We start from the raw sequence: 25,150 nt of genomic DNA on the forward strand, positions 1-25,150 counted from the left end.
ACGGGCGGCGCGTTCACGCCGGCTGAGGCGTGAAGGAGGTGGTCGCGGGCGACGCGTACGCCTGGGCGACGTGCACCAGGAAGCGGGCCTCCTCGTCCAGGTCGCCGCCTTCCGCGGAGGTCTGGATCGCGGCGGGCAGCTCCAGTGCGGAGGCCTCCCCCGACTGCTGCCCGGGCAGTCCGGCCAGTTTCGCCCGCCGGGCCTCCTTGAGCAGGCAGGCCAGCGCGGCCGCGGACCGCCGCTGCTCGGGCACCCCGCTCCCGGCGACGTGGCTTCGCGCCAGCTCCGCCAGACCCGGGGCCACGTACTCCCCCAGGATCAAGATCGCGTCGCGCGTCTCGATGACCTTGCGGTACACCAGCAGGTTGCGCGGCAGCGGCGGCCACACCAGCTCGGCGACCCGCCCGGCCCGCCGCTTCGACAGCACGACGTGCGGTACGGCCTGGACCAGGTCCCGCCACAGGGGCCACAGCCGCCACGCGGTGGCGATGTCGGCCGTCGTACGGCGCAGCGTGAAGAGGGTCGGGACGACGATGGCGGCGGCGCGCAGCAGCCCGTGCAGGTTCATCATCAGCGGCAGGGCCGGCATGGCCCAGGTGCTGCCGAACAGGGCCTTGAGCAGGTACACGAACCAGAACACGCCGGCGAGGGCCGTGCCGAGGCCGAACAGCCGCAGCCCGAGGGCCAGTCCGCGGCTCTCGGTGCGGCGGCTGTAGCGGGCGCACACGTACACGCAGGTGGTGTTGGCGACGAGGTGCGCCGAGATCAGCACCAGCCAGTACGCGAGGGAGGGCACCGGGTCCCCGACGGGCGGGATGGTGTGCGTCCCGTGCGCGGGCGCGAGGGAGTCCAGCAGGATCAGCGTGCCCAGCCAGAGCACCGTGCCGCTCCAGGAGGCCAGTTGGAGGCGGCGGCCCCGGGTGGCGGCGGCGACGAAGTAGAGCACGGCGCCGGCCGACAGGACGCCGATGAGGTTGCGGACCAGGCCGATCGCGTGCGCGTATCCGGCGTCCCGGCTGGTGGCGTAGGCGACGACGTCGGGCAGGTTCAGGGTCATCGCGGCCGCGGCGGTCGCGACGGCGAGCCACAGGCCGCGCTGCTGCGGGGAACGCAGGGCGCCGGGTGCGCGCAGCAGGACCGCGATCCACAGGACCACCACGCTGGGCACGGCGAGCCAGTCGCCGAAGGCCGTCAGGTCAGCCGCCATCGTGCGCACCCCGTCCGTATCCCATGGCGGACTCGAGGCGGGCGAGGGCGCCGCGGGGCGCGGTCCGCGACTGGGGGCCGTTGCCGGCGGTCCGCATGCGGATCATGCTCGCGAGCATCTCCGCCTCCTGCTCCTGGCGGGTGGTGTAGTTGGTGCGTCCGAGGACGACCGGGGCCTTGCCGTCGGTCTCCTCGCCCTCCAGCGAGTGGTGGCCGAACAGGATGTGACCGATCTCGTGGAGCACGATGTGCTCGCGGTGCAGGGGGGTGGTCTGGGCCTCGTAGAAGACGTAGTCCACGCCGGCCGTGCCGACCCACAGGCCGCAGACGCCGGATTCGGCGGCTTCCTTGGGCAGGGGGTGCAGCCGGATGGGGCGTCCGCGCTGTTCGGCTATGTCCGTGCAGAGGTTCTCGAGCGAGAACGGGCGGCTCAGGTCCAGATGGCCGAGAATCGTCTCGCACCGTTTACGCAAGTTGAGATTCCGATAGGGCATGTGTTCCCTCTTCGGACCCTTTCTCGTGCAGCGTCGATAGGCGGCGTGCGTGGGCATGGGCGTTACATCCTGTGCCTTGAGGCGGCCCCGGGGGTGCGGTCCCTGAGGGGAAAGCGGAAGCCCGTCCGCGTCAGGACGAACGGGCGTTCCACCCATGCCTACAGATCATGTACGGGAATTGGCAAGGCGGTGCGCCCAGGTGGGGAACCTATTCGGCCAACCCGTACGTGTTCACGCGCGGGGCCGCTACCGCTTGCGGCGCTCCTCCTTGCCGGTGAGGCCGGCCCGGCGCAGGGCGTCCGCCATCGCGCTGTTGGCGGGGGCCGGGGAGCTGCCGCCGCCCTGGCCGCCGCTGCGGCTCTGGCCGCCTTGGCCGCGCTGGCCGGTCTGACTGCCCTGCGCGCCCTCGCCGCGCCGGCCACCCTGGCTGCCCTCGCCGCGCCGGCCGCCCTGGCCGCCCTGGCCGCGCTGCTGCGGGGGGCGGCCGCTACCGCGCCGCTCCTCGCGCTGCCTCGGGGCGCCCGGGGAGCGGTCGTCCGTCGCCTCGTCGTCGATCCGCAGGGTCAAGGAGATCCGCTTGCGCGGGATGTCCACGTCCAGGACCTTCACGCGGACGATGTCACCGGGCTTGACCACGTCCCGCGGATCCTTGACGAAGGTCTTCGACAGGGCCGAGACGTGCGCGAGGCCGTCCTGGTGGACACCGATGTCGATGAAGGCGCCGAACGCGGCCACATTGGTGACCACCCCTTCGAGGATCATGCCGGGGGCGAGGTCGCCGATCTTCTCCACGCCCTCCTTGAAGGTGGCCGTCTTGAAGGCGGGGCGCGGGTCGCGCCCCGGCTTCTCCAGCTCGCGCAGGATGTCGGTGACCGTCGGCAGGCCGAATGCCTCCGTGACGAACTGCTCCGGCCGCAGCGAGCGCAGCACGCCGCCGTTGCCGATCAGGGCCGCCACCTCGCTGCCCACCGTCTTCGCCATGCCCCGCACCACCGGGTAGGCCTCGGGGTGCACGCTGGAGGCGTCCAGCGGGTCGTCACCGCCGCGGATCCGCAGGAAGCCGGCGCACTGCTCGTACGCCTTCGGGCCGAGCCGGGCCACGTCCTTGAGGCCCTTGCGGCTGCGGAAGGGGCCGTTGGCGTCGCGGTGGGCGACGATGTTCTCGGCGAGGCCGCCGCTGATGCCCGACACCCGCGAAAGCAGCGGTGCGGAGGCCGTGTTGACGTCGACGCCGACGCCGTTCACACAGTCCTCGACGACCGCGTCCAGCGAGCGGGAGAGCTTCACCTCGGACAGGTCGTGCTGGTACTGGCCGACCCCGATGGACTTGGGGTCGATCTTCACCAGTTCGGCGAGCGGGTCCTGGAGGCGGCGGGCGATGGAGACGGCGCCGCGCAACGAGACGTCCATGTCCGGCAGTTCCTGCGATGCGAAGGCGGAGGCCGAGTACACGGAGGCGCCCGCCTCCGAGACCATCACCTTGGTCAGCCCGAGCTCCGGGTGGCGGGAGATGAGGTCGCCGGCGAGCTTGTCCGTCTCGCGGGAGGCGGTGCCGTTGCCGATCGCGACGAGTTCGACCGCGTGTTCCTTGGCCAGCCGGGCCAGCTTGGCGAGGGACTCGTCCCACTTGTTGGCGGGCACGTGCGGGTAGATCACATCGGTGGCCACGACCTTGCCCGTGGCGTCGACGACGGCCACCTTGACGCCGGTGCGGAAGCCCGGGTCGAGGCCGAGGGTGGCGCGGGTGCCGGCGGGGGCCGCGAGGAGCAGGTCGCGGAGGTTGGCCGCGAAGACGCGTACGGCCTCGTCCTCGGCGGCGGCGCGCAGCCGGGTCCGCAGGTCGATGCCGAGGTGGACCTGGATCTTGGTGCGCCAGGCCCAGCGGACGGTGTCGGCGAGCCACTTGTCGCCGGGCCGACTGTGCTCCGAGGGGGCCCGCACCCCGAAGCGGCGGGCGATCATGCCCTCGTACGTGGACGGGCCGGGCGTCTGGGCCGGCTCTTCCGGCTCCAGGTCGAGGACGAGCACGTCTTCCTTCTCGCCCCGGAGCATGGCGAGGACCCGGTGCGAGGGCAGCGCGGTGAAGGGCTCGGCGAAGTCGAAGTAGTCGGCGAACTTGGCACCCGCCTCCTCCTTGCCCTCGCGCACCTTGGAGGCGAGCCGGCCGCGGCTCCACATCCGCTCGCGCAGTTCACCGATCAGGTCTGCGTCCTCGGCGAACTTCTCGGTGAGGATGGCCCGGGCGCCCTCCAGGGCCGCAGCCGCGTCCGCGACGCCCTTGTCCGGGTCCACGAACGCGGCCGCGGCGGCGGCCGGTTCCACGGACGGGTCGGCCAGCAGGCCTTCCGCGAGGGGTTCGAGGCCCGCCTCCCGGGCGATCTGCGCCTTGGTGCGCCGCTTGGGCTTGAAGGGCAGGTAGATGTCCTCCAGCCGGGCCTTGGTGTCGGCCGCCCGGATGCGGGCCTCCAGCTCGGCGTCGAGCTTTCCCTGCTCGCGGACGGAGTCGAGGATCGCCGCCCGCCGGTCCTCCAGCTCGCGCAGGTAACGCAGCCGCTCCTCCAGGGAGCGCAGCTGGGCGTCGTCGAGCATCTCGGTCGCTTCCTTGCGGTAGCGAGCGATGAACGGCACGGTGGAGCCGCCGTCGAGCAGCTCGACGGCGGCCTTGACCTGCCGTTCCCGTACGCCGAGCTCCTCGGCGATCCTGCCTTCGATGGACATCGTCACGGTGCGGTCCTGCCTGCCTTCGTACGTGTGCGTGGGCTGCGTGGAAGGCTGCCAATTGTGGCAGGTGGCGGTGGCGTCCGCCCGGACGACCCGGCTCAGGCCTTGGCGAAGAGGTCCTTCGGGAAGGCTCCGGCGCCGACGGCCTTGGCGACGAGCGCGCCGCCGAGTTCGGCGAGGCGGGCCAGTCCGTCCGCGCCGAGGTGCTCGTAGGGGGCGGCGTCGAGGCGGTCGGTGTCCGCCTCCAGCTGCTCGCGTACGGCGGCGCCTTCCTCGGTGAGGTCGCCGGCCGCGTCCAGGATGCCGCGCTCGCGCAGCCGGTCGGTGGCGGCGTCGAGGTCGCTCTGCTCCCACCCGCGGATCGACTTGAGCCACTTGTGGCTCATGCCGCGGCCGGTGGCGGTGTGGCTGAGCAGGGCCTCCAGCGGGTCGAGTTCCGCGAGGAGGAGGGCGGCGAGGTGGCCGTCGCCGCGGTGCTCGCGCAGCAGGGTGGTGGCGTGCCACAGCCGCAGGTGCGGCTCCTCGGGTACGGGCAGGTCGGCGTGGGCGGCGTAGAGGGTGCGGCCGTGCCGGGTGCAGGCCTCGGTGGCCCGCATGGCGAGGTCGGCGGCTTCGGCGACCTCCGGCGAGGCGATCGTCTCGTCGCCGAGGAGGCGGCGCAGCGTGCTGTCGGCGGCGCGCAGCCGGGCGGCGAGTGCCTGCTCGGGCGAGGCGGTCTCCCACACCGCGGGCACGTGCCGGGCGATCAGGTCGTGGCGGTAGTTGTAGAACGTGGCGGTGACCACCCCGGCTCCGACGGCTCCCATGGCGGCGGAGCGGGAGGCGAGGTTCACGGCTGCGCGGTCCGTGACGCCGAGGGCGGCGAACTCCTTGCCGAGGTCGGGCGAGAAGTAGATGGTGGCGTGCAGCGGGTTGATCGCTGCGTGCCAGCAGTGGCGGGCGGCGCGCGGGGAGAGAGTCATGCGGAGCAGATTACCGACTGCTTAGTATGCGGACCAGGCCCGATCCCGCCCCTCCCGTGCGAACCCGCCGTTTCCGGCCGATCTTCGACCCCCGATGGCGCGGACGCGGCTGTTCGCGGCGCTGCGCCGCGGCCTGTGACGGCCGAATGGCGATCATGTGACAGCAGGCGCCATGGACATGACGCGGGCCCTCGCGCGTGAATACGGTCGGACCACGCATCCGCGAACGGAACTGTCTCCCCTACCCCTTGGAGCTCTTCGTGCACCGCAAAGTCATCGCCCCGAGCGTGCTCGCCGCTTCCCTGCTGCTGGTGATCCCGGCGTCGGCGGCCAGCTCCGTCCCGGGCGCCCCGGGCATAGGCGACTCCTACTACCCGACCAGCGGCAACGGCGGATACGACGTCTCCCACTACGACCTGCGCCTCAAGTACGAGCCGAAGACGGACCTGCTGGAGGGCACCGCCACCCTCCTGGCCACCGCCACCCAGGAGCTGTCCCGCTTCAACCTGGACTTCGGCCTCAAGGTGAGCGAGATCCGGGTCAACGGCGCCAAGGCGAAGTTCGCGACCTCCGGCGCCCACGAGCTGGAAGTCACCCCGACGCAGGCGCTGGAGAAGGGCAAGCAGGCCTCGGTCGTCGTCAAGTACGCCGGAAAGCCCTCGGAGTTCAAGGTCGACGGGTGGTCGGCCTGGCAGCGCACCCCCGACGGCGGCGTCGCGGCGCAGGAGCCCGATTCGGCCGTCTGGTGGTTCCCGAGCAACGACCACCCGCTGGACAAGGCCACCTTCGACATCTCGGTCAACGTCCCCGACGGCACCCAGGCGATCAGCAACGGCGTTCTGCAGTCGCAGACCTCGAAGCTCGGGTGGACCCGCTACAACTGGCGCTCGAACAAGCCGCAAGCCACGTACCTCGCCACCCTCGCCGTCGGCAAGTTCGACATCACCACCGGAACGACGGCGAGCGGGCTGCCGATCCTCAACGCGTACAGCAAGGACCTGGGCGACAACGCGGGCGCGGCGCGCGCGAGCGTGGAGCGGACCGGCGAGGTCGCGGAGTGGCTGGAGAGCGTCTTCGGCCCGTATCCCTTCAACGCGCTGGGCGGGTACGTGCCGAACGTGCCGTCCGGCTTCGCCCTGGAGACCCAGAGCCGGCCGTTCTACAGCCCGCGCCAGTTCGCGAACGGCGCGAACGTCTCGGTGGTCGTGCACGAGCTGGCGCACCAGTGGTACGGCGACAGCGTGTCCGTCGACAACTGGAAGGACATCTGGATCAACGAGGGCTTCGCACGCTACAGCCAGTGGCTGTGGTCGGAGAAGGAGGGCGAGGGCACGGCGCAGGAACTCGCCGACTGGACGTACCGGACCCGTCCGGCGGACGACCCGTTCTGGCAGGTCAAGCCGGGTGACCCGGGTGCGGACAACCAGTTCCACGGCGCCGTCTACGACCGGGGCGCGATCGCCATCCAGGCGCTGCGCAACGAGATCGGCGACGAAAAGTTCTTCAAGATCCTCAAGGGCTGGCCGACCGAGCACGCCTACGGCAACGCCAAGGTCGGGGACTTCGTGCGGTACGCGGAGAAGGTCTCCGGCAAGCCGCTGGCCCAGCTCTTCGAGACCTGGCTGTACACCCCGGGCAAGCCCGCGTTCGCCCCGCCGTCGAGCCAGTCCCCGCTCGCCCGGTCCTCGAAGGCCCCCGCCGCCGAGCCGGTGGAGCCCAAGTCCTGGAAGAAGATCGCCGCGACGAACTCGATCCACGAGCACTGACGCGTCCCACACCGGTGCTCCGCGCGCCGTCGCCCCTCAGCGGGCGGCGGCGCGCCGGCGTTCCTCAGCGGGCGGCAGCGCGCCGGCGTTCCCGTGCCGCGCGGGCGATGGGCAGGTAGCGCAGCCGCTCGGGCAGCAGCGGTACGAGGACCCGCACGACCGCGCTGAACCGCCGGAGCCTGCGCTCCTGGGCGCGGGTCCACTCCAGCCCGATGGCGGCGCGCGCGTCGGGCGGCATGTAACCGACGGTGACGAAGGCCCGCAGCCGCAGGAACGCGGCCCGCAGCACCGGCCAGGTGAGCCGCAGCAGCAGCCGCAACGGCAGCGGGCCGCCCTCGGGCCGGGGCAGTGCCACGTCCGTGGCGACCAGTTCGCGGGCGACGGGGGTGGGCTCGATCTCTTCGGCGAGCATCCGGCGGTAGTAGACCCAGTACTCCTCGATGCTCTGCGGCATGTCCCGGTCGTGGATGCCGAGGATCCGGCCCACCTGGAGCCACTCGCGGTACAGCTGCCGTTCCTGGGCCGGGGTGAAGCGGCGCAGCAGGTACCGGCCGGCGTAGAGGTAGACCGGGAAGCCGGTGGCGTGGACCCAGGAGTAGCAGGCGGGGTCCAGGGAGTGGTAGCGGCGCCCGCGGGTGTCGGTGCCCCGGATCTCCTTGTGCAGGCGCCGCACCCGGCGTCCCTCCTCGGCGGCCCGCTCGCCGCCGTACACCCACAGCTGGACGGAGCGCAGCGAGCGCTCGCCGCGCCCCCAGGGGTCGGTCCGGAAGACGGAGTGCTCGTCGACACCGGCGCCGATCGCGGGGTGGGCGACCTGCATCGTGAAGGCCGCGGGGAGCATCAGCAGCGCGCGGACGTCCCCGGCTATGGTCCACAGCACCCCACCGGGCGGGGGCGGCTCGGGGTCGCGGCGGTGGGTGGCTGTCCGGGTGGCGGACTCCGTGTCGCTCATGGTTCAAGTATGCGAGTTCCATACGGTCGTGCTGCGGACAGAAAGTCTCTGCACGGGTGTTACCCAGAGGTAACCGCGGCTGCTTGGATGACGGCGTCGATCTTCCCCCGCAGGAATGACGGAGCCCCCATGACGCACACCCTGAACCGCCACGGTCGCGCCGCCACCGCCCTCGCGGCGGTCGCCGCCGGCGCGCTGGCCCTCACCACCGCCCCGGCCGCCACGGCCGCGGAGAGCGCCGCCGTCCCGCGCCTGAGCGTCCTCACGTTCAACACGTTCCTGATGTCGACGAGCCTCTACCCCAACTGGGGCCAGGCGCACCGGGCCGCGGAGATCCCCAAGGCCTCCTTCTTCCAGGGGCACGACGTGGTGGTGCTCCAGGAGGCGTTCGACAACACGGCCTCGGACGCGCTGAAATCCGACGCGTCGGCGCAGTACCCCTACCAGACGCCGGTCGTCGGCCGCTCCAAGAGCGGCTGGGACGCCACCGGCGGATCGTACTCCTCCACCACCCCGGAGGACGGCGGGGTCACGATCCTCAGCAAGTGGCCGATCCTCCGCAAGGAGCAGGTGGTCTACAAGGACGCCTGCGGCTCCGACTGGTGGTCCAACAAGGGCTTCGCCTACGTCGTGCTGAACGTGAACGGCACCAAGGTGCACGTGGTCGGCACCCACTCCCAGTCCACCGACTCGGGCTGCGGCACGGGCGAGGCGGCGGACATCCGCGGCCGCCAGTTCCGCGCGATAGACGCCTTCCTGGACGCCAAGAACATCCCGGCGGGCGAAGAGGTCATCGTCGCGGGCGACATGAACGTCGACTCGCACAGCGCCGAGTACCCCTCGATGCTGGCCAACGCCGATCTTGCCGCCGCCGACTCCCGTACGGGGCACCCGTACTCCTTCGACACGGCGCTCAACTCGGTCGCGCACTACCGCTACCCGACCGACCCCCGCGAGGACCTGGACTACGTCCTGTACCGCAAGGGCAACGCCCGCCCCGCCGGCTGGGAGAACACGGTGGTCAAGGAGGAGTCCGCGCCCTGGACGGTCTCCAGCTGGGGCACCTCCTACACGTACACCAACCTCTCCGACCACTACCCGGTGATCGGGCGCTGACCCGGCTCGCGGGTGCCCACCGGTCCGTCGGGCACCCGCGCCCCGTCAGGCCCCGTACAGTGCCTCGATCAGGCCCGCGTACTTCTCGCGGACGACCCGGCGGCGGAGTTTGAGGGACGGGGTGAGTTCGCCCGACTCCGGGCCCCACTCCTCGCTCAGCACGCGGTACCGCTTGATCCGCTCGGTGCGGTTGAGCCGGTCGTTGGCCGCCTCCACCGCGCGGGCGACCTCCTCCAGGACCTGCGGGTGCACGGCGAGCGCGGCGGGCGAGGCGGCCGGGATGCCGCGGGCCGCCGCCCAGGCCGGGGCCACCTCCGGGTCCAGGACGAGCAGGGCGACGAGGTAGGAGCGGCCGTCGCCGTGGACGAGGGCCTGGCCGATCAGCGGGTGTTCTTTGACCGTGTTCTCCACCAGGGCGGGCGAGACGTTCTTGCCGTTCGAGGTGATGATCAGTTCCTTCTTGCGGTCGGTGAGCCAGAGGAACCCGTCCTCGTCCAGCCGGCCTATGTCCCCGGTGGGGAACCAGCCGTCCGCGTCGCTCGCCCGCTCCACCGAGCCGTCGGGGCGCAGGTAGCCGGCGAAGACGGTCGCGCCGCGGGTGAGTATCTCGCCGTCTTCGGCGATCTTGAGCTCGACGCCGTCGATGGGACGGCCCACCGAGCCCAGCCGGAAGCCGTCCGGGCTGTTGACCGTGCACACCCCAGCCGTCTCGGTCAACCCCCAGGCGTCCATGATCGTGATGCCCCAGCCGGCCCAGAACCGCACCACGTCGATCGGCATCGGCGCGGTGGCGCTCGCCGTCCAGACCAGCCGGTCCATCCCGGCCCGGGCCAGCAGCGGGTCCAGCACCCGTTCCCTGGCCCTGGCGTACGAGGCCTCCAGCGCGGCCGGGACCGGCTCGCCGCGCTCCCGGTGCCCGGCCACGGCGCGGGCCACACCGCCCGCCGCTTCGATGGCGGCCCGCTGCTCCTCGGGGAGCCCGGCCAGCACCGCCCGTACGGCCGCGGCCAGCTTCTCCCAGACCCGGGGCACGCCGAAGAACTGCACGGGGCGGAGTTCCCGTACGGCGCCCGCGACGGCGGCGGGGTCTGCGACGAGGCGGACGTGCGCGGCCCGCAGCAGGGGCAGGTAGATCCCGAGGATCCGCTCCGCGATGTGTGCGAAGGGCAGGTAGCAGATGTGCTCGGCGTGCTCGGGCAGGTCCGTGCGCCGGTCGAGGCGGACCGCCTGGAGCATGATGTTGCGGTGGGTGAGGCGCACGCCCTTGGGGTCGCCGGTGGTGCCGGAGGTGTACACGACGGTCAGCGGGTCCTCGGGCCGTGCCCGGCGCCACCCCTTCTCGAAGTCCTCGGCCCACTGCGGCGGGACGCCGGCCGCGCGCAGCGAGGCGTAGGTGCGGTGCGGGCCGGCGTCGGCCGCCTCGGCGACGACCAGGGCTTCCAGGGCCACACCGGGGTCCTCCAGCAGCGGTTCCCACCGGGCGAGTTCGCGGGCGCCCTCCACGACGGCGAACCGGGCCCTGCTGTGGCGGGCGATGTGGGCGACCTGCCCGGGCGCGGAGGTGCCGTAGACGGTGACGGGGACGGCGCCGAGGTGGACGAGGGCCAGGTCGGTGAGCCAGTGCTCGGGCCGGTTGCCCATCATCAGCAGCACGTGTTCGCCGCGCTCGACGCCGAGGGCCGCGTATCCGCAGGCGAGGGCGGCGACCTCCTGGCGGACCTCGCGCCAGGAGAGGGTCCGCCAGCCGGCTCCCTCGCGCCAGGAGAGCGCGGGGAGGTCCCCGTGTTCCCCGGCATTGCGGGCGAGCAGGGCGGGGAGGGTGAGCTCCTCGGGGGGTCCGGGCAGGGGGAGTGTCGTGGTCATGGGCAGCTCCTGGCCGTTTCACATCGTTGGTGCGACAGCAATACTGTTGAACCCAAGCTGTGGAGCAGAGAGCGAGGCGCAGACGATGGCCGACCGGGCACCCGAGCCGATGCTCACCGTCGACGAGCTGGCCGCCCGGGCGGGTGTCACCGTCCGCACCGTACGGTTCTACAGCACGCGCGGGCTTTTGCCCCCTCCCGTGATCGGCCCGCGTCGGGTCGGGCACTACGGGCCCGAACACCTCTCCCGGCTCGCCCTGATCGAGGAGTTGCAGCACCAGGGCATGACACTGTCGGCCATCGAGCGCTATCTGGACGCGCTGCCCGACGACCTGAGCGCGCACGACCTCGCCATCCACCGGGCACTGGTGTCGTCCTGGGCCCCGGACTCGGCGTTGGAGTCCTCGCGGGAGGAACTGGAGAAGCGGGCCGGCCGGGCGCTGACGGAGACCGACATCCGGCGGCTGACGGCGATGAACGTGGTCTCCGTCTCGGGGGACGGGTTCCGGGTGGACGTGGGCCTGCTGCGGCTGGGGGTCGCGCTGCTGGACGTGCCGATCGCGCACGGGACGATCCTTGCGGCCCGGCGGGTGCTGACGGAGCACACCCGCTCGGCGGCGCACGAGCTGACGGCGCTGTTCCGGGACGAGGTGTGGGGGCCGTTCACCGAGGGCGAGAGCGATCCGGAACGGGTGGAGTCGATGAAGGCGCTGTCCGCGCACATGCAACCCATGGTCGTGCAAGCCCTGGTGACGGCCTTTCAGCGATCGCTGAGAGAGGAGTTGCGGGCGGCTTTCACCCCGGAAGGGTAGGTTCGCGGGCATGGCGATCATTCACAAGACCACGATGACACCGGGCAAGATGGAGCTGCTCGCGGACTGGCTACCGGCGCAGCCCTGGTACGTGCCCACCGGGCGGCCCCCGGGTCCGTCCCGTGCGGGCGGCTTCCGGCTCGACGATCCGCAGGGTGAGGTGGGCATCGAATTCATGGTGCTCACCGAGGAGTCGGAGGGCGGGCCCGTCGCCTACCACGTTCCGCTCACGTATCGTGGGGCGCCGCTCAAGGGCGCCGAGGCGGCTCTCATCGGCACCTCCGAGCACGGTGTCCTCGGCCGGCGCTGGGTGTACGACGGCACCCGCGACCCGGTGCTGGTCGGACAGCTGCTGTCGCTGCTCCAGGGCCGGGCCGCGGCGCAGGCGCAGGGCCTTTCGGACACGCGGGACCCGTCCGTCACCACCGAGTTCGACGGGCGGACCCTGCCGGTTCCGCTCCTGCCCCCGGTGCGGCCGAGGACCGCGCACACCGCCCGGGACACGGAGATCGCCCTGGGCGACGGTCCGAGGCTCGCCGTGTCACGCGTACTGCGGCCGCTGGACCCGGCCGGCGCCGCGCCCGGGGCCATCGGCCGGGTCACGGCGGGTTGGAACACCCCGGACGGGACCGCGCACCGGGGGATCTTCGCAGCCCTGTACACGGGTTAGACGGCCCAGGGCTCGGGCGCCGGCCCGGAGCAGTCTTCGCAGTCGGTGGGCCGGTCAGGCGTCCGGCTCCGGGGGGGTGCCCCCGGAGCCGGGCCCGGCGGTCAGTCGGCGTACGTCTCGCCGCGCTCCGCCTTGGCCACGAGCGACGCCGGCGGGGTGAACCGCTCGCCGTACTGGGCGGCCAGCTCGCGGGCGCGGGCGACGAAGCCCGGCAGGCCGCCCTCGTAGCCGTTGATGTACTGGATCACGCCGCCGGTCCAGGCCGGGAAGCCGATGCCCATGATCGAGCCGATGTTGGCGTCGGCGACGGAGGTCAGTACGCCCTCGTCGAGGCAGCGGACGGTGTCCAGCGCCTCGGAGAACAGCATTCGCTCCTTCATGTCCTCGAACGGGATCTCGGCGTCCGGCTTGGCGAAGTGTTCGCGCAGGCCCGGCCAGATGCGGGCGCGCTTGCCGGCCTCGTCGTACTCGTAGAACCCGGCGCCGCCGCTGCGGCCGGGGCGGCCGAAGTCGTCCACCATCCGGTCGATGACCACGTCCGCCGGGTGCTCGGTCCACGCGCGGCCCTCGGCCTCGAAGGCCTTGCGGGTCTCGTTGCGGATCTTGCGCGGCAGGGTCAGGGTCAGCTCGTCCATCAGGGACAGCACCTTGGCCGGGTAACCGGCCTGCCCCGCGGCCTGTTCGACCGAGGCGGGCTCGATGCCCTCGCCGACCATGGCGACGCCCTCGTTGATGAACTGGCCGATGACCCGCGAGGTGAAGAAGCCGCGCGAGTCGTTGACCACGATCGGGGTCTTGTTGATCTGGCGGACCAGGTCGAAGGCGCGGGCGACGGCTTCGTCCCCGGTGCGCTCGCCCTTGATGATCTCCACCAGCGGCATCTTGTCGACGGGCGAGAAGAAGTGCAGCCCGATGAAGTCGGCGGGCCGCTTCACGCCCTCCGCGAGCCCCGTGATGGGGAGCGTGGAGGTGTTGGAGCAGAGCAGGGCGCCGGGGGCGATGACGTCCTGGACCTCCTGGAACACCTTGTGCTTGAGGGCGGTGTCCTCGAAGACGGCCTCGATCACGGCGTCACAGCCCGCCAGGTCGGCGGCGTCCGCGGTGGGGGTGATCCGGGCGAGCAGCCCGGCGCGCTTGGCCTCGGTGGTGCGGCCGCGCGCGAGGGCCTTGTCGAGCAGCTTCTCGGAGTACGCCTTGCCCTTCGCCGCGGCCTCCGGCGTGACGTCCTTGAGCACCACCTCGATGCCCGCGCGGGCGCAGGAGTACGCGATGCCCGCACCCATCATCCCGGCGCCGAGGACCGCGACCTTGCGCACCTGGCGGGGCGCGATGCCCTGGGGGCGGCTGCGGCCGGCGTTGACGGCCTGGAGGTCGAAGAAGAACGCCTGGATCATGTTCTTGGCCGTCTGGCCGGTGACCAGCTCGGTGAAGTACCGGGCCTCGATGGTCAGCGCGGTCTCGAAGTCGACCTGCGACCCCTCGACGGCGCAGGCCAGGATGTTGCGCGGCGCCGGGTAAGGGGCCCCGTTCAGCTGCTTCTTGAGGTTCGCGGGGAACGCCGGGAGGTTGGCGGCGAAGCGCGGGTTGGACGGCGTGCCGCCAGGGATCTTGTAGCCGGGGACGTCCCACGGCTGCTTCGACTCCGGGTTGGCTTCGATGAAGGCGCGGGCCTTGGCCAGCATCTCCTCGGGGGTCGCCGCCAGTTCGTGGACCAGGCCGTTGTCCAGGGCGCGCTGCGGATCGTACTGGGTGCCCTGGAGCAGGACCTTGAGCAGCGCGTCCGCGATGCCCATCAGGCGCACGGTGCGGGTCACGCCGCCGCCGGCCGGGAGCAGGCCGAGCGTGACCTCGGGCAGGCCGATCTTGGAGCCGGGCACGTCCAGGGCGATCCGGTGGTGCGAGGCGAGGCAGATCTCGTAACCGCCGCCGAGGGCCGCGCCGTTGATGGCCGCGACGACGGGCTTGCCCAGGGTCTCGATGCGGCGCAGCGAGCGCTTGATCTCGGTGCCGGTCTCGAAGGCCAGCTGCGCGTCCTCGGGGCGCAACCGGATCATGTCCTTGAGGTCGCCGCCGGCGAAGAAGGTCTTCTTCGCGGAGGTGTAGATGATGCCCCGGATGGAGTCCCGCTCGGCCTCGGCGCGGTCGGCGATCGCCGCGATGGAGTCCTTGAAGGCCTGGTTCATCGTGTTGGCGGACTGGCCGGGGTCGTCGAGGACGAGGGTGACGACGCCGGTCTCGTCCTGTTCCCAGCGGATCGTGGTGGACTCGCTCATGTTCGCTACTTCCGTGTCGGAGGGTTCGGTGGTCACAGGACGATTCAGAGACGCTCGACGACGGTCGCGACGCCCATGCCGCCGCCGACGCAGAGGGTGACGAGCCCGTAGCGCTTGTCCTGGCGCTCCAGTTCGTCGACGACGGTGCCGAGGATCATCGCGCCGGTGGCGCCGAGCGGGTGGCCCAGCGCGATGGCGCCGCCGTTGACGTTGACCTTGTCGAGGGAGAGGCCCATGTCCTTGACGAAGCGGAGCACCACGCCCGCGAAGGCCTCGTTGATCTCGACCAGGTCGATGTCGTCGATGGTCAGGCCTGCCTTGGCGAGGGCCTTGCGGGTGGCCGGGGCCGGGCCGGTGAGCATGATGGTGGGCTCCGAGCCGGAGACGGCGGCCGAGACGATCCGGGCGCGCGGCGTCAGGCCGTTGCGCTCCCCCGCCTCGCGCGAGCCGATGGCGACGAGCGAGGCGCCGTCGACGATGCCGGAGGAGTTGCCCGCGTGGTGGACGTGGTCGATCTTCTCGACCCAGTGGTACTTCTGGAGCGCGACGGCGTCGAAGCCGCCGAGGTCGCCGATGTCCGCGAAGGACGGCTTGAGCTTGGCCAGGGTGTCGGCGGTGGTGCCCGGGCGGATGAACTCGTCGTGGTCCAGGACCACCAGGCCGTTGCGGTCGGTGACGGGGACGACGGACTTCGCGAAGCGGCCGTCCTTGACGGCGTTCGCGGCGCGTTCCTGGGACAGCGCCGCGTACTCGTCGACGTCGCGCCGCGAGAACCCCTCGATCGTGGCGATCAGGTCGGCGCCGATGCCCTGCGGGACGAAACCGGTGTCCCAGTTGGTCATCGGGTCGGCGAACCAGGCGCCGCCGTCGGAGGCCATCGGCACCCGCGACATGGACTCGACGCCGCCCGCGAGGACGAGGTCCTCCCAGCCGGAGCGGACCTTGGCGGCGGCCATGTTGACGGCTTCCAGGCCGGAGGCACAGAAGCGGTTCTCCTGGACTCCCGCCACCGTGTCCGGCAGGCCGGCGGCGATCGCCGCGATGCGGGCGATGTCGGAGCCCTGGTCGCCGACCGGGCCGACGACGCCGAGCACGATGTCGTCGATGGTGGCCGGGTCGAGGCCGGGGTTGCGCTCGCGCAGGGCGTGGATGAGGCCGACGACCAGGTCGATCGGCTTCGTGCCGTGCAGGGCGCCGTTGGCCTTGCCGCGGCCGCGCGGCGTGCGGATCGCGTCGTATACGTACGCTTCGGTGCTCACTGGTCAAGCCTTTCGGAAGGTCTGTGGTTAGCCGAGGAGGGAGCGGCCGATGATCTCTTTCATGATCTCGGTCGTGCCGCCGTAGATGGTCTGGATGCGGCCGTCGGTGAAGGCCCGTGCGACCCGGTAGTCGCTCATGTAGCCGTATCCGCCGTGCAGTTGCAGGCAGCGGTCGGCGACCCGCTTCTGGAGCTCGGTCGCCCACCACTTGGCCATCGAGGCGTGGACGTGGTCCAGCTCGCCGTTGGAGTGGTCCACGATGCACCGGTCCAGGAACGCGCGGGTGACGGCGCACTCGGTGGCCATCTCCGCTATCTCGAACCGGATGTGCTGGAGCTTGGAGAGCGGCCGGCCGAAGGCCTCGCGCTCCTTCACGTACGCGGTCGTGATCTCCAGCAGGTGCTCGGCGGCGGCGATGCCCGCGATCGCGATGCCCATCCGCTCCTGGGCCAGGTTGGTCATGAGGTGGAGGAAGGCGCCGTTCGGTTCACCGAGCAGGTTCTCCTTGGGGACCCGTACGTCGTTGAAGAACAGCTCGGCGGTGTCCTGCGCCTTCTGGCCGATCTTGTCGAGGTTGCGGCCGCGCTCGAAGCCCTCCGCGCCGCGCTCGACGACCAGCAGGGACAGGCCGTGCGCCCCGCCCTCCGGGGTCGTCTTCGCGACCACGATGACCAGGTCGGCCAGGATTCCGTTGGAGATGAAGGTCTTGGAGCCGTTGAGCACCCAGTGGTCCCCCCGGTCCTCGGCGCTCGTGCGGATCCCCTGGAGGTCGGAGCCGGCGCCGGGTTCCGTCATCGCGATCGCCGTGATCGTCTCGCCCGAGCAGAACCCGGGGAGCCAGCGGCGCTTTTGCTCCTCGGTGGCCAGGGAGGTCAGGTACGGCCCGATGATGTCGTTGTGCAGGCCGATCGCGAGCCCGGGCGCCCCTGCCCGGGTGAACTCCTCGGCGATCACGGCGGCGTAGCGGAAGTCGGTGTTCCCGCCGCCTCCGTACTCCTCGGGTACGGCGAGCCCCAGCAGGCCCTGCCTCCCGGCGGCCCGCCAGGCCTCGCGGCTGACGATGCCGTCCTTCTCCCACTGTTCGTAGTGCGGCAGCACCTCCTTGGCGAGGAAGGTGCGTACGGTCTCGCGGAACGCCTCGTGGTCGGCGTCGAAGATGCGGCGTTGCATCGGGCCCCCTAAAGCCAGCTCTTGACGGTTTCGATCAGCCGGGCCGGCTCGGGGCCGACGGGCGTGACGTTGAGCATGGTGACGCCCGCGGCGCGGAACGCCTCGACGCGCTCGCGCACGTAGCCGGCGGGTCCGCACAGCGTCATGAGCTCGCAGAACTCGTCCGGGACGGCGGCCGCGGCGTCGCGCTTGCGGCCGGAAAGGTAGAGCTCCTGGATCTTCCGGGCCTCCTCCTCGTAGCCGTAGGCGACGGCGAGGTCGTTGTAGAAGTTCTTGCCGGCCGCGCCCATGCCGCCGACGTACAGCGCGATCTGGGGGCGCGCGAGTTCCCGTACGGCGGCCGCGTCCTCACCGATCGCGAGGAGGCCGCCCGCGACGACCTGGAGCGGTCCCAGTTCGGGGGCCCGGCGTGCGGCGCCTTCGGCGAGGGGACCGCCCCACACGGCGTCCGCCTTCTCCGGGAGGAAGAGGGTGGGCAGCCAGCCGTCGGCGATCTCCGCGGTCATCGCCACGTTCGCCGGGCCCAGGGAGGCGACGTAGACCGGTACGGACGGGCGCACGGGCCGGGTCAGCATCTTCAGCGGCTTGCCGTGCCGGCCGCCCTTGGCGGGTGGCAGGGGCATGTCGGTGATGCCGTGGTGGTCGATGGTCTCGCGGCGCCAGATCCGGCGGCACAGCTCCACCGTCTCGCGGGTACGGCCGATGGGCTTGTCGTACGGCTTGCCGTGCCAGCCCTCGACCACCTGGGGGCCGGACGCGCCGAGGCCGAGCATGGCCCGGCCACCGGACATCGCGTCGAGGCCGGCGGCGGTCTGGGCGATGAGGGCGGGGGTGCGCGAGTAGACGTTCAGGATGGCGGAGCCGATCCGCATGCGCTCGGTGCGGGCCGCCAGGTAGCCCATGATCGTCGGGGAGTCGAAGCCCCAGGCCTCGGCGACCCACACCGCGTCGAGCCCGGCCGCCTCCAGCGCGGCCGCCTCGTCCGCGGCCCGGCGCGGATCGCCCGAGTAGTCGAGCATCATGGACAGTTCCATCAGGCGTCCTTCCCCAGCAGGCTCGGTACGCTCCAGTCCCTGGCCACGGATTCCGTGTCCGCCCCCGGTTGCGCGGGGCCGCTCGTGACGGTCGCAGGGGTCGCGGAGAAGCGGGGCGCGGGGGCGGGCTGGGTGATCCCGCCGAAGTCGGTGAAGGTGCCCCGGGCCACGAGGTGGGGGTGGTGCGGAGCCTCGCCCAGGGACAGCACGGGCGCCACGCAGGCGTCGGAGCCCTCGAAGACGGCCGTCCACTCGGCCCGCGTACGGGACTTGAAGCGTACGGCGACGGCCTCGCGCAGCTCGGCCCAGCGGGCCGGGTCCTTGCGGGCGGGAGCCTGCTCCTTGATGCCGAGCAGCTCCACGAAGGTGTCGTAGAACTGCTGCTCCAGCGCCCCGACCGCCATGTACGCGCCGTCGGAGGTCTCGTAGGTCCCGTAGAAGGGGCAGCCGCCGTCGAGCAGGTTGGCGCCGCGCCGGTCCTGCCAGCCGCCTGCCGCCATCATGCCGTGGATCATGGCGGTGAGGTGGGCCGTCCCGTCGACGATGGCGGCGTCCACGACCTGTCCGCTCCCGCCGGGGGTGCGGGCGTGCCCGAGGGCGGCGAGGACGCCGATCACGAGGTAGAGCGATCCGCCCGCGTAGTCGCCGACCAGGTTGGCGGGGACCGCGGGGGGCTCGCCGGGGTTCCCGATCATGCCGAGGGCGCCGGTGACGGCGATGTACGCGATGTCGTGGCCCGCCGTGTGGGCGAGGGGGCCCTCCTGGCCCCAGCCGGTCATCCGGCCGTAGACCAGCTTCGGGTTGCGGGCGTGGCATTCGGCCGGGCCGACGCCGAGGCGCTCGGCCACCCCGGGGCGGAACCCCTCGATCAGCGCATCGGCCCGTTCCACGAGCTCCAGTACGCGGCCCGGGCCCCCGGGGGATTTCAGGTCGATCAGCACCGAGCGCTTGTTGCGGTTGGTGACGTCGTACGCCGGGTCGACGGCGAGGCCGCCGCCCCCGGGACGGTCCACGCGGACCACGTCCGCGCCGAGGTCGGCGAGGAGCATCGCGGCGAACGGTCCCGGGCCGATCCCGGCCAGTTCGACGACGCGCACTCCGGCGAGCGGGCCGGTACCGGACACTGCCATCGAGCCCCCAGCGTTTCCGGGTGAGTGGGTAAGCAGAGTGTGTGACACAACTGATGTAACACCAGTGATGCTAGGAACGTGTTCCACTCAGCACAAGAGCGGGCGCTTAGCCATCTGCCCCGATCCGCGCGTCGAGCTCCTTGACGTGGCGTTTGAGTGCGACGGTGCGGTAGCTCTCCTCGACCCACTCGCACAGCACCTCGGCCGGGGGCGCGCCCTCCTCGCCCAGCGGGAGAAAGACCCATCCGGCCCGGCCGAGGCCGTACCCCGTGGGCTCGGCGCCGGGAAAGGTCATCGCGTGGCCGTGCAGCGCCTCGTCCTTGAGCTTCACGGAGAGGCCGGGCGGCTGCGGGCCGTCGGAATTGCCGAGAAATACGAAGATCTTCTTGTTGACCTTGACCACGCGGTCCTCGGGCCCCCAGGGGAACTCCTCGACCGCCTCGGGCAATCTCAGGGCGAACTCCCGCACCTTCTGCCACTTGCGCACGGCAGCCTTCATCGACGCCTCCACTTACCGCAGGTCACACCTGCTCGTACGGACAGTCGACCATCACGCTAGCCTCAGCCACCGACACCAGCTGGGAGGAGCGTCATGAACGAGCAGGTTCACCGCACGGAACGGCAACGCGCCCACGACCTCGTGCTTTTCGGTGCGACCGGATTCGTGGGCGCCCTGACGGCCGAGTACCTCGCCGCACACGCCCCGGCCGGCTGCCGGTGGGCCCTCGCGGGCCGGGACCTGGACAAGCTGGAGCGGCTGCGCGAGCGGCTGGCCGCCCTGGACCCGGCGTGCGCGACCCTGCCGCTGATCCGGACGGACGCCCGCGACGCCCGGGCCGTACGCGAACTGGCCGCCTCCACGCGGGTCCTGGCGACGACCGTCGGGCCGTACGTCTGGTACGGCGCGGAACTGGTCGCGGCGTGCGCCGAGGCCGGTACCGACTACGTGGACCTGACGGGCGAGCCGGAGTTCATCGACCGGATGTACGTCGCCCACGACGCGCGGGCCCGGGAGACCGGGGCGCGACTGGTGCACGCCTGCGGGTTCGACTCGATCCCGGCCGATCTGGGGACGTACTTCACAGTGAACCGGCTGCCGGCCGGGGTGCCGCTGCGGGTCGACGGGTACATGCGCTCCAACGCCCTTCTCTCGGGCGGAACCCTGGCCTCCGGCCTCACCGCGATGAGCCGCGGCCCGCAGACCCTGGCCGCCGCCCGGGAGCGCCGGCTGTACGAGCCGCGGCTGCCGGGCCGCCGCGTACGGGGCTCGGGGGGCGCGCCCCGGTTCAGCCGCGAGACCGGCGCGTGGGCGCTGCCGCTGCCGACGCTGGACCCGCGCGTCGTGGCCCGTTCGGCGGCCGCCCTGGAGCGTTACGGCCCGGACTTCCGGTACCGGCACTACGCGGCCGTGGAGCACCTGCCGGTCGCGGTGGGCGCCACGGCCGCGGTCGGGGCGACGGTGGCGCTGGCCCAGGTGCCCGCCGCCAGGCGGTGGTTGATGAGCCGTTGGGAGCCGGGCCGGGGCCCGGACGCGCAGCGGCGCGCGCGCAGCTGGTTCACCGTTCGTTTCGTGGGGACGGGCGGCGGCCGAAGGATCTTCACGGAGGTCTCGGGAGGCGACCCGGGCTACGGCGAGACGGCGAAGATGCTGGCGGAGTCGGCGCTGTGCCTGGCCTACGACGCCCTCCCGGAAGCCTCCGGCCAGCTCACCACGGCGGTGGCCATGGGCGACGCCCTGCTGGACCGCCTCCAGAAGGCCGGCATCCGCTTCCGCGTGGCGGCCGAAACGGCGGCCTGAGACGGACGGGGACCGCCCGGGCCACGTCGACTCCCGTACCGGTAAACGGATAGCTCATCCACATGTGTGCTACGTTCGGCATCAAGCGGATGAGCTATCCGAATGTGCGTTGTGGGGGTGGGTGTGGCATGAAGAGGACTGCTGTCGTCACGGCCGGAACGGCCGGCATCGGCCTGGAGACGGCCCTGGGGCTGGCCGCCGCCGGGTTCGCGGTCACCGTGGTCGGACGAAATGCCGAGCGCGGCGCCCGGGCGGTCAGCCGGATCAACGGGGCGGTCCCGGCACACCCCGCCCGGTTCCTGCCCACCGACCTCGGCTCGCTCGACGAAGTCCGCTCGCTCGCCGACCGGATCGCCTCGCACCACGCCGCCACGGGCGAACCGCTGACCGTACTGGTCAACAACGTGGGGGCGATGTTCGCGGATCGACGGGAACTGGACGGCGTCGAGGCGTCGTTCGTCGTCAACCACCTCTCCCCCTACCTGCTGACCGAGCTGCTCCTGCCCACCCTGACGTCCGGCGCCCCGAGCAGGATCGTGAACGTGACCTCGGGTGCGGTCGGGCTCGGGAAGCGGGTGTTCGACTCCGTCGAGCCGCCCGGCGGCTACTACGGATTCCACTGGTACGGCCGCGCCAAGCTCGCCAACCTCGCCTACGCGCTCGACCTGGCCGGCCGGCTGGACGGCACGGGCGTCTCGGTCTTCGCAGCCGACCCCGGAGGCGCCGCGACCGACATGACCAACGGCACCATGACCGACCCGAGGATCGTCTCGCCCGCCCTGCGGCTGCTGTGGCCGCTGGTGCGGCGCACGTTCCGAAAGTCCACTTCCGGCCCGGCGTCCGTGGCGGCCAGGCCCTCGATCGTCGCCGCCACCGACGCCGCCCTGACAGGCCGGACGGGCATCGTCATCGGCGCCCAGGCGAGCCCGGTCGCCCCTTTCCGCGCGGCGACCGACCCCCGCATCGCCCGGGCCGTACGCCGACTCAGCGAACGGCACGCACCTCTCGCGGCCCCGTAGCCCGCCCGGCGGATCCGCCGGGCAGCAGGCAGGGACAGCCGGATGGGCCATCCGATTAGCATGTCCCCATGACGACGACGCCCCTGCGCAAGGACGCGGCCCGCAACTGGGACCGGATCATCGCCGTCGCCCGCGACCTGGTCGACCAGGGCGCGCCGTTGCAGCTCAACGACGTCGCCCGCCGCGCCGGGCTCGGTGTCGGCACCGTCTACCGGCACTTCTCCACGCCCGAGGCGCTGCTGGAGACCGTCGCAGCCCCCTGCCTGGAGGCCCTGGCCGCCCATGGCGAGCAGGCGCTGGCCGACACCGACGCCTGGCGCGGGCTGGAGGGCTTCCTCACCCGCACCGTCGAAGCGCAGGTGACCGACACCTCCCTCGCACCGGTCACCGCGTCACCACGAGACGCCCTCCCGCGCACCACGGAACTCAAGAAGTCGCTGTGGTCGACCGGCACCATCCTCCTCGACCGCGCCCGCCGGGCCGGGGCGGTCCGCCCGGGCCTCGCCGCGGCCGACCTGGTCCCGCTCATGTGCGGCATCGCCTACGCCGTGCAGGTGCACGGAGGCGCTCCCGACGACCGCATCCACACGGCCCACCGCTACCTGGCCACTCTGCTCGGGGGCCTGCGCGCCACACCGCCGGACGACCACGCGCCCCTGCCCCCTCCTCCACCGCCCGGCTAGCCGGTCCGCGTCGCCTCGCGCAGGGCGCGCCGGCACAGGGAGTCGGCGCGGCGGGTGGTCTCGGGGAGCCGGTAACGGGGGCTGAGGGCGAGGGTGTGGGCGCAGGCGTTGTCCAGCGAGACGCGGTGGCCGACGGAGACGTAGACCGGCTTGATCCCGCCCTGGGTGCGCAGTGCCCGCCCCACGACGGCGCCGTCGGCCGCGAGGAGCGGGGCGGCGTCGCCGCGCCGGGCGCCCGGTTCCTCGTAGGTGAAGGTGAACGGGTTCTTCGCGACGCCGATGCTCGGCAGCCCGGTCACCACTCCCAGGTGGCAGGCGAGGCCGAAGCCGCGCGGGTGGGCGAGCCCGTAGCCGTCGCAGACGACGAGGCCCGGCGTGACGGTCAGGGCGTCGAGCGCCGCCAGCACGGTGGGCAGTTCGCGGAAGGCGAGCAGCCCCGGTACGTAGGGGAAGCTGACGCGGCCGACCGCGGTGCGCTCCTCGACCACCTCCAGGGTGCCCGCGTCGAGGACCACGGCCGCGGCGGCGACCAGGTCGCGTTCGTCGTCGTAGGCGACGTCCACTCCGGCCACGAGCCCCGTACCGGGCGGCGGCCCGGGCTCGTCCAGCACCACGCCGCGGCGCAGTTCGTCCTGTATCGCGCGGGCTTCCGTCTCGTCGGCGGGGGTCTCGGAGGTCGTCATAAGGTGCGAGAGTAGCCTGGCGATCATGTTCATCATGGAGCTCACCTACACCGCGCCCATCGAAGCCGTCGACGCTCAGATGGACGCGCACATCGCATGGCTGGACCGTTACTACGCGTCCGGCGTCTTCCTCGCCTCGGGGCGCAAGGTCCCGCGCGAGGGCGGCGTCATCCTGGCCACCGGTGTCTCCCGCTCGGAGGCCGAGGAGATCGCCGCCGAGGACCCGTTCGTCGTGGCCGGCGTATGCGCCTACCGCATCACCGAGTTCATCGCCACGAAGACCTCGGCGGAACTCGCCGCCGTACGGGAGGACCTCCCCGCGGTCTGAGCGGGCCGACGGGCCGGCCCCGCCCGGCTCGACTCCAGGTCCTTCACGACGCCGGGCAGTCCGTCGTACCGGCCGGTGAACTCCCGGCCTGCGTTTCAGCGCCGCTCCAGCCTGCCCACCCGTCCCTTCTCCCCCGCCGCCCAACAGCCGCCGTCCGGCGAGCAGTCGACGGTGTCGTAGGAGTCCGCGTCCAGCGCCCGCCACGTCAGGCCCCCGTCCGGCGTCACGTCCGTGCCGGTCGGCCCCACGGCAAGCGCTGCGCCCCGGGAGCGCGGGTACCAGGCCGCGCCGGACCGGTAGGCGGGCGGAGGTGCGGCGGAGGCGCGCCAGGTGCGGCCCCCGTCCGAGGACACGGCCGCGGCCCGGGGCGAGGCCTCGCCGGTGCGGTAGTCGCCGCCGACGGCGAGGCCGGTCGTACGGTCGCGGAAGGCGAGCGCGAAGACGCCCTTGGCCGGATCCCCGGCCGGCACGGGCGATTCCGTGGCGCTCCAGGTGCGGCCGCGGTCCCCGGAGCGCAGTACGCGCGACACCGCGCCTCCTCCGGTGGCGATCAGGACGTCCCGCGGCCCGGCGGCCACCAGGCACTGCCCGCTCGCGGCGAAGCCCGCCTCGCCCGCCAGCGCCTCGGGCATCCCGGTGGCCGGGAGCGCCTGCCAGCTCCGCCCGCCGTCGTCGGTGGCGAGGAGCCGGAACCTGCCGTCCACGGGGTCGCTCAGTGCGAGCCCGTGGCGGGCGTCGAAGAAGGTCAGGCAGTCGTAGAAGGCCCGTGGGTCGGTGTTGCGGAAGCTTTCGGTCCATGTCTGCCCGCCGTCCTCGGTGCGCAGCACCCGCGAGGCCTCGCCCTCGCCGATGGACAGGGCGACCGCCCGGCGCTCGTCGAAGGCCTCGATGTCGCGCAGCTCCAGCCCCTGTGCCACCGCTTCCGGCGGGGAGACGTCGCGCCAGCTGCGGCCCCCGTCCGAGGTGCGCAGCACCGTCCCCTTGGAGCCGGCCACCCAGGCCGCGGAGCGGCTGACCGCCGCGAGCCCGCGGAAGCGGACCGCGTCCTTGCCCGTGGCCTTGAGCGCCCAGCCCGCGCCGCGGAAGTCCCGTGGGACCTCGCCCGGACCCCCCGTGTCCGCCTGCGCGGGAACGGCCGGCGCCGCCACCGCCAGCGCCACCAGGCACATGCCGACTCCCAGAAGTCTCATGGCGCGGGAAGCTAACGCACGC

Annotated in this window: 22 protein-coding genes; 8 read left to right on the forward strand and 14 right to left on the reverse strand. The window is 72.3% G+C overall.

From position 1 onward, the window contains the following. Window positions 1-13 precede the first annotated feature (13 nt). The 4 genes from IE207_RS16935 to IE207_RS16950 form a co-directional block, all read right to left on the reverse strand. Window positions 14-1,207 carry an MAB_1171c family putative transporter gene (locus tag IE207_RS16935; RefSeq protein WP_190185038.1) on the reverse strand — a complete coding sequence of 398 codons (1,194 nt, stop codon included), beginning with the start codon at window positions 1,205-1,207 and terminating at the stop codon, window positions 14-16. Continuing rightward, window positions 1,197-1,700 carry an ImmA/IrrE family metallo-endopeptidase gene (locus IE207_RS16940; protein WP_190185039.1) on the reverse strand — a complete coding sequence of 168 codons (504 nt, stop codon included), beginning with the start codon at window positions 1,698-1,700 and terminating at the stop codon, window positions 1,197-1,199. Before IE207_RS16940 ends, IE207_RS16935 begins: the two co-directional genes overlap by 11 nt. 246 nt (window positions 1,701-1,946) lie before the next feature. After that, window positions 1,947-4,424, reverse strand: a complete 2,478-nt coding sequence (locus IE207_RS16945; RefSeq protein WP_308433616.1) for a Tex family protein — start codon at window positions 4,422-4,424, stop codon at window positions 1,947-1,949. A 95-nt stretch (window positions 4,425-4,519) separates the two neighbouring features. Then, entirely contained in the window at window positions 4,520-5,383 is an 864-nt protein-coding gene (locus IE207_RS16950) for an SCO6745 family protein (RefSeq protein ID WP_190185040.1), read from the reverse strand. 260 nt (window positions 5,384-5,643) lie between these two features. Here IE207_RS16950 and IE207_RS16955 point away from each other — a divergent pair, with 260 nt between their 5' ends. Next, entirely contained in the window at window positions 5,644-7,149 is a 1,506-nt protein-coding gene (locus IE207_RS16955) for a M1 family metallopeptidase (protein WP_190185041.1), read from the forward strand. Between the two features lie 64 nt (window positions 7,150-7,213). Here IE207_RS16955 and IE207_RS16960 read toward each other — a convergent pair whose 3' ends face one another. Further along, window positions 7,214-8,101, reverse strand: coding sequence for an oxygenase MpaB family protein (locus tag IE207_RS16960; RefSeq protein ID WP_190185042.1), 888 nt, complete (start codon window positions 8,099-8,101; stop codon window positions 7,214-7,216). A 129-nt stretch (window positions 8,102-8,230) separates the two neighbouring features. On the opposite strand from IE207_RS16960, the gene sph reads away from it, so the two are divergent. Further along, a complete protein-coding gene (gene sph / locus IE207_RS16965; RefSeq protein WP_190185043.1) occupies window positions 8,231-9,217 on the forward strand; it encodes a sphingomyelin phosphodiesterase in 987 nt (328 codons plus the stop codon). Window positions 9,218-9,262: 45 nt separating this feature from the next. Here the strand turns inward: sph and IE207_RS16970 are convergent, their stop codons facing one another. After that, window positions 9,263-11,080: an AMP-dependent synthetase/ligase gene (locus IE207_RS16970; protein WP_190185044.1), complete on the reverse strand. Its 1,818-nt coding sequence runs from the start codon at window positions 11,078-11,080 to the stop codon at window positions 9,263-9,265. A gap of 85 nt (window positions 11,081-11,165) precedes the next feature. Here IE207_RS16970 and IE207_RS16975 point away from each other — a divergent pair, with 85 nt between their 5' ends. Then, window positions 11,166-11,891 (forward strand): MerR family transcriptional regulator, encoded by a 726-nt coding sequence (locus IE207_RS16975; protein WP_190185045.1) that lies wholly within the window; start codon window positions 11,166-11,168, stop codon window positions 11,889-11,891. A gap of 10 nt (window positions 11,892-11,901) precedes the next feature. Further along, complete coding sequence (locus IE207_RS16980) at window positions 11,902-12,561, forward strand: maltokinase N-terminal cap-like domain-containing protein (protein WP_190185046.1); 660 nt, start codon at window positions 11,902-11,904, stop codon at window positions 12,559-12,561. A 101-nt stretch (window positions 12,562-12,662) separates the two neighbouring features. Here IE207_RS16980 and IE207_RS16985 read toward each other — a convergent pair whose 3' ends face one another. The 6 genes from IE207_RS16985 to IE207_RS17010 form a co-directional block, all read right to left on the reverse strand. Beyond that, window positions 12,663-14,834: a 3-hydroxyacyl-CoA dehydrogenase NAD-binding domain-containing protein gene (locus IE207_RS16985; RefSeq protein WP_190185047.1), complete on the reverse strand. Its 2,172-nt coding sequence runs from the start codon at window positions 14,832-14,834 to the stop codon at window positions 12,663-12,665. 44 nt (window positions 14,835-14,878) lie between these two features. Next, window positions 14,879-16,093, reverse strand: a complete 1,215-nt coding sequence (locus tag IE207_RS16990; RefSeq protein ID WP_190185048.1) for an acetyl-CoA C-acetyltransferase — start codon at window positions 16,091-16,093, stop codon at window positions 14,879-14,881. Between the two features lie 27 nt (window positions 16,094-16,120). Next, window positions 16,121-17,263 (reverse strand): acyl-CoA dehydrogenase family protein, encoded by a 1,143-nt coding sequence (locus IE207_RS16995; RefSeq protein WP_190185049.1) that lies wholly within the window; start codon window positions 17,261-17,263, stop codon window positions 16,121-16,123. An 8-nt stretch (window positions 17,264-17,271) separates the two neighbouring features. Further along, the gene (locus IE207_RS17000; protein ID WP_190185050.1) at window positions 17,272-18,297 is read right to left on the reverse strand and encodes an LLM class F420-dependent oxidoreductase; all 1,026 of its coding nucleotides are present in this window, start codon (window positions 18,295-18,297) and stop codon (window positions 17,272-17,274) included. Continuing rightward, window positions 18,297-19,427: a CaiB/BaiF CoA transferase family protein gene (locus tag IE207_RS17005; RefSeq protein ID WP_190185051.1), complete on the reverse strand. Its 1,131-nt coding sequence runs from the start codon at window positions 19,425-19,427 to the stop codon at window positions 18,297-18,299. The genes IE207_RS17000 and IE207_RS17005 overlap by 1 nt, the downstream gene beginning before the upstream one ends. Window positions 19,428-19,533: 106 nt before the next feature. After that, window positions 19,534-19,926, reverse strand: a complete 393-nt coding sequence (locus IE207_RS17010; RefSeq protein WP_190185052.1) for an MmcQ/YjbR family DNA-binding protein — start codon at window positions 19,924-19,926, stop codon at window positions 19,534-19,536. Window positions 19,927-20,019: 93 nt separating this feature from the next. Here IE207_RS17010 and IE207_RS17015 point away from each other — a divergent pair, with 93 nt between their 5' ends. The 3 genes from IE207_RS17015 to IE207_RS17025 all read left to right on the forward strand — a co-directional run bounded on the left by IE207_RS17015 (window position 20,020) and on the right by IE207_RS17025 (window position 22,927). Continuing rightward, window positions 20,020-21,225, forward strand: coding sequence for a saccharopine dehydrogenase family protein (locus IE207_RS17015; RefSeq protein ID WP_190185053.1), 1,206 nt, complete (start codon window positions 20,020-20,022; stop codon window positions 21,223-21,225). Between the two features lie 128 nt (window positions 21,226-21,353). Continuing rightward, window positions 21,354-22,244, forward strand: coding sequence for an SDR family NAD(P)-dependent oxidoreductase (locus IE207_RS17020; RefSeq protein WP_190185054.1), 891 nt, complete (start codon window positions 21,354-21,356; stop codon window positions 22,242-22,244). 68 nt (window positions 22,245-22,312) lie between these two features. After that, the gene (locus IE207_RS17025; RefSeq protein WP_190185055.1) at window positions 22,313-22,927 is read left to right on the forward strand and encodes a TetR/AcrR family transcriptional regulator; all 615 of its coding nucleotides are present in this window, start codon (window positions 22,313-22,315) and stop codon (window positions 22,925-22,927) included. Here the strand turns inward: IE207_RS17025 and IE207_RS17030 are convergent. Continuing rightward, entirely contained in the window at window positions 22,924-23,610 is a 687-nt protein-coding gene (locus IE207_RS17030) for an endonuclease V (protein WP_190185056.1), read from the reverse strand. The two genes, IE207_RS17025 and IE207_RS17030, sit on opposite strands and share 4 nt — an antisense overlap. A 25-nt stretch (window positions 23,611-23,635) precedes the next feature. Between IE207_RS17030 and IE207_RS17035 the strand changes: the two genes are divergently transcribed. Next, on the forward strand, window positions 23,636-23,938 hold the full coding sequence (locus tag IE207_RS17035; protein ID WP_190185057.1) for a YciI family protein: 303 nt from the start codon (window positions 23,636-23,638) through the stop codon (window positions 23,936-23,938). Window positions 23,939-24,033: 95 nt separating this feature from the next. On the opposite strand, the gene IE207_RS17040 is transcribed toward IE207_RS17035, so the two are convergent. Next, complete coding sequence (locus tag IE207_RS17040) at window positions 24,034-25,128, reverse strand: WD40/YVTN/BNR-like repeat-containing protein (protein ID WP_229873780.1); 1,095 nt, start codon at window positions 25,126-25,128, stop codon at window positions 24,034-24,036. Window positions 25,129-25,150: the final 22 nt, after the last annotated feature.

It is taken from the genome of Streptomyces cirratus (assembly GCF_014650775.1).
Classification (GTDB): domain Bacteria; phylum Actinomycetota; class Actinomycetes; order Streptomycetales; family Streptomycetaceae; genus Streptomyces; species Streptomyces cirratus.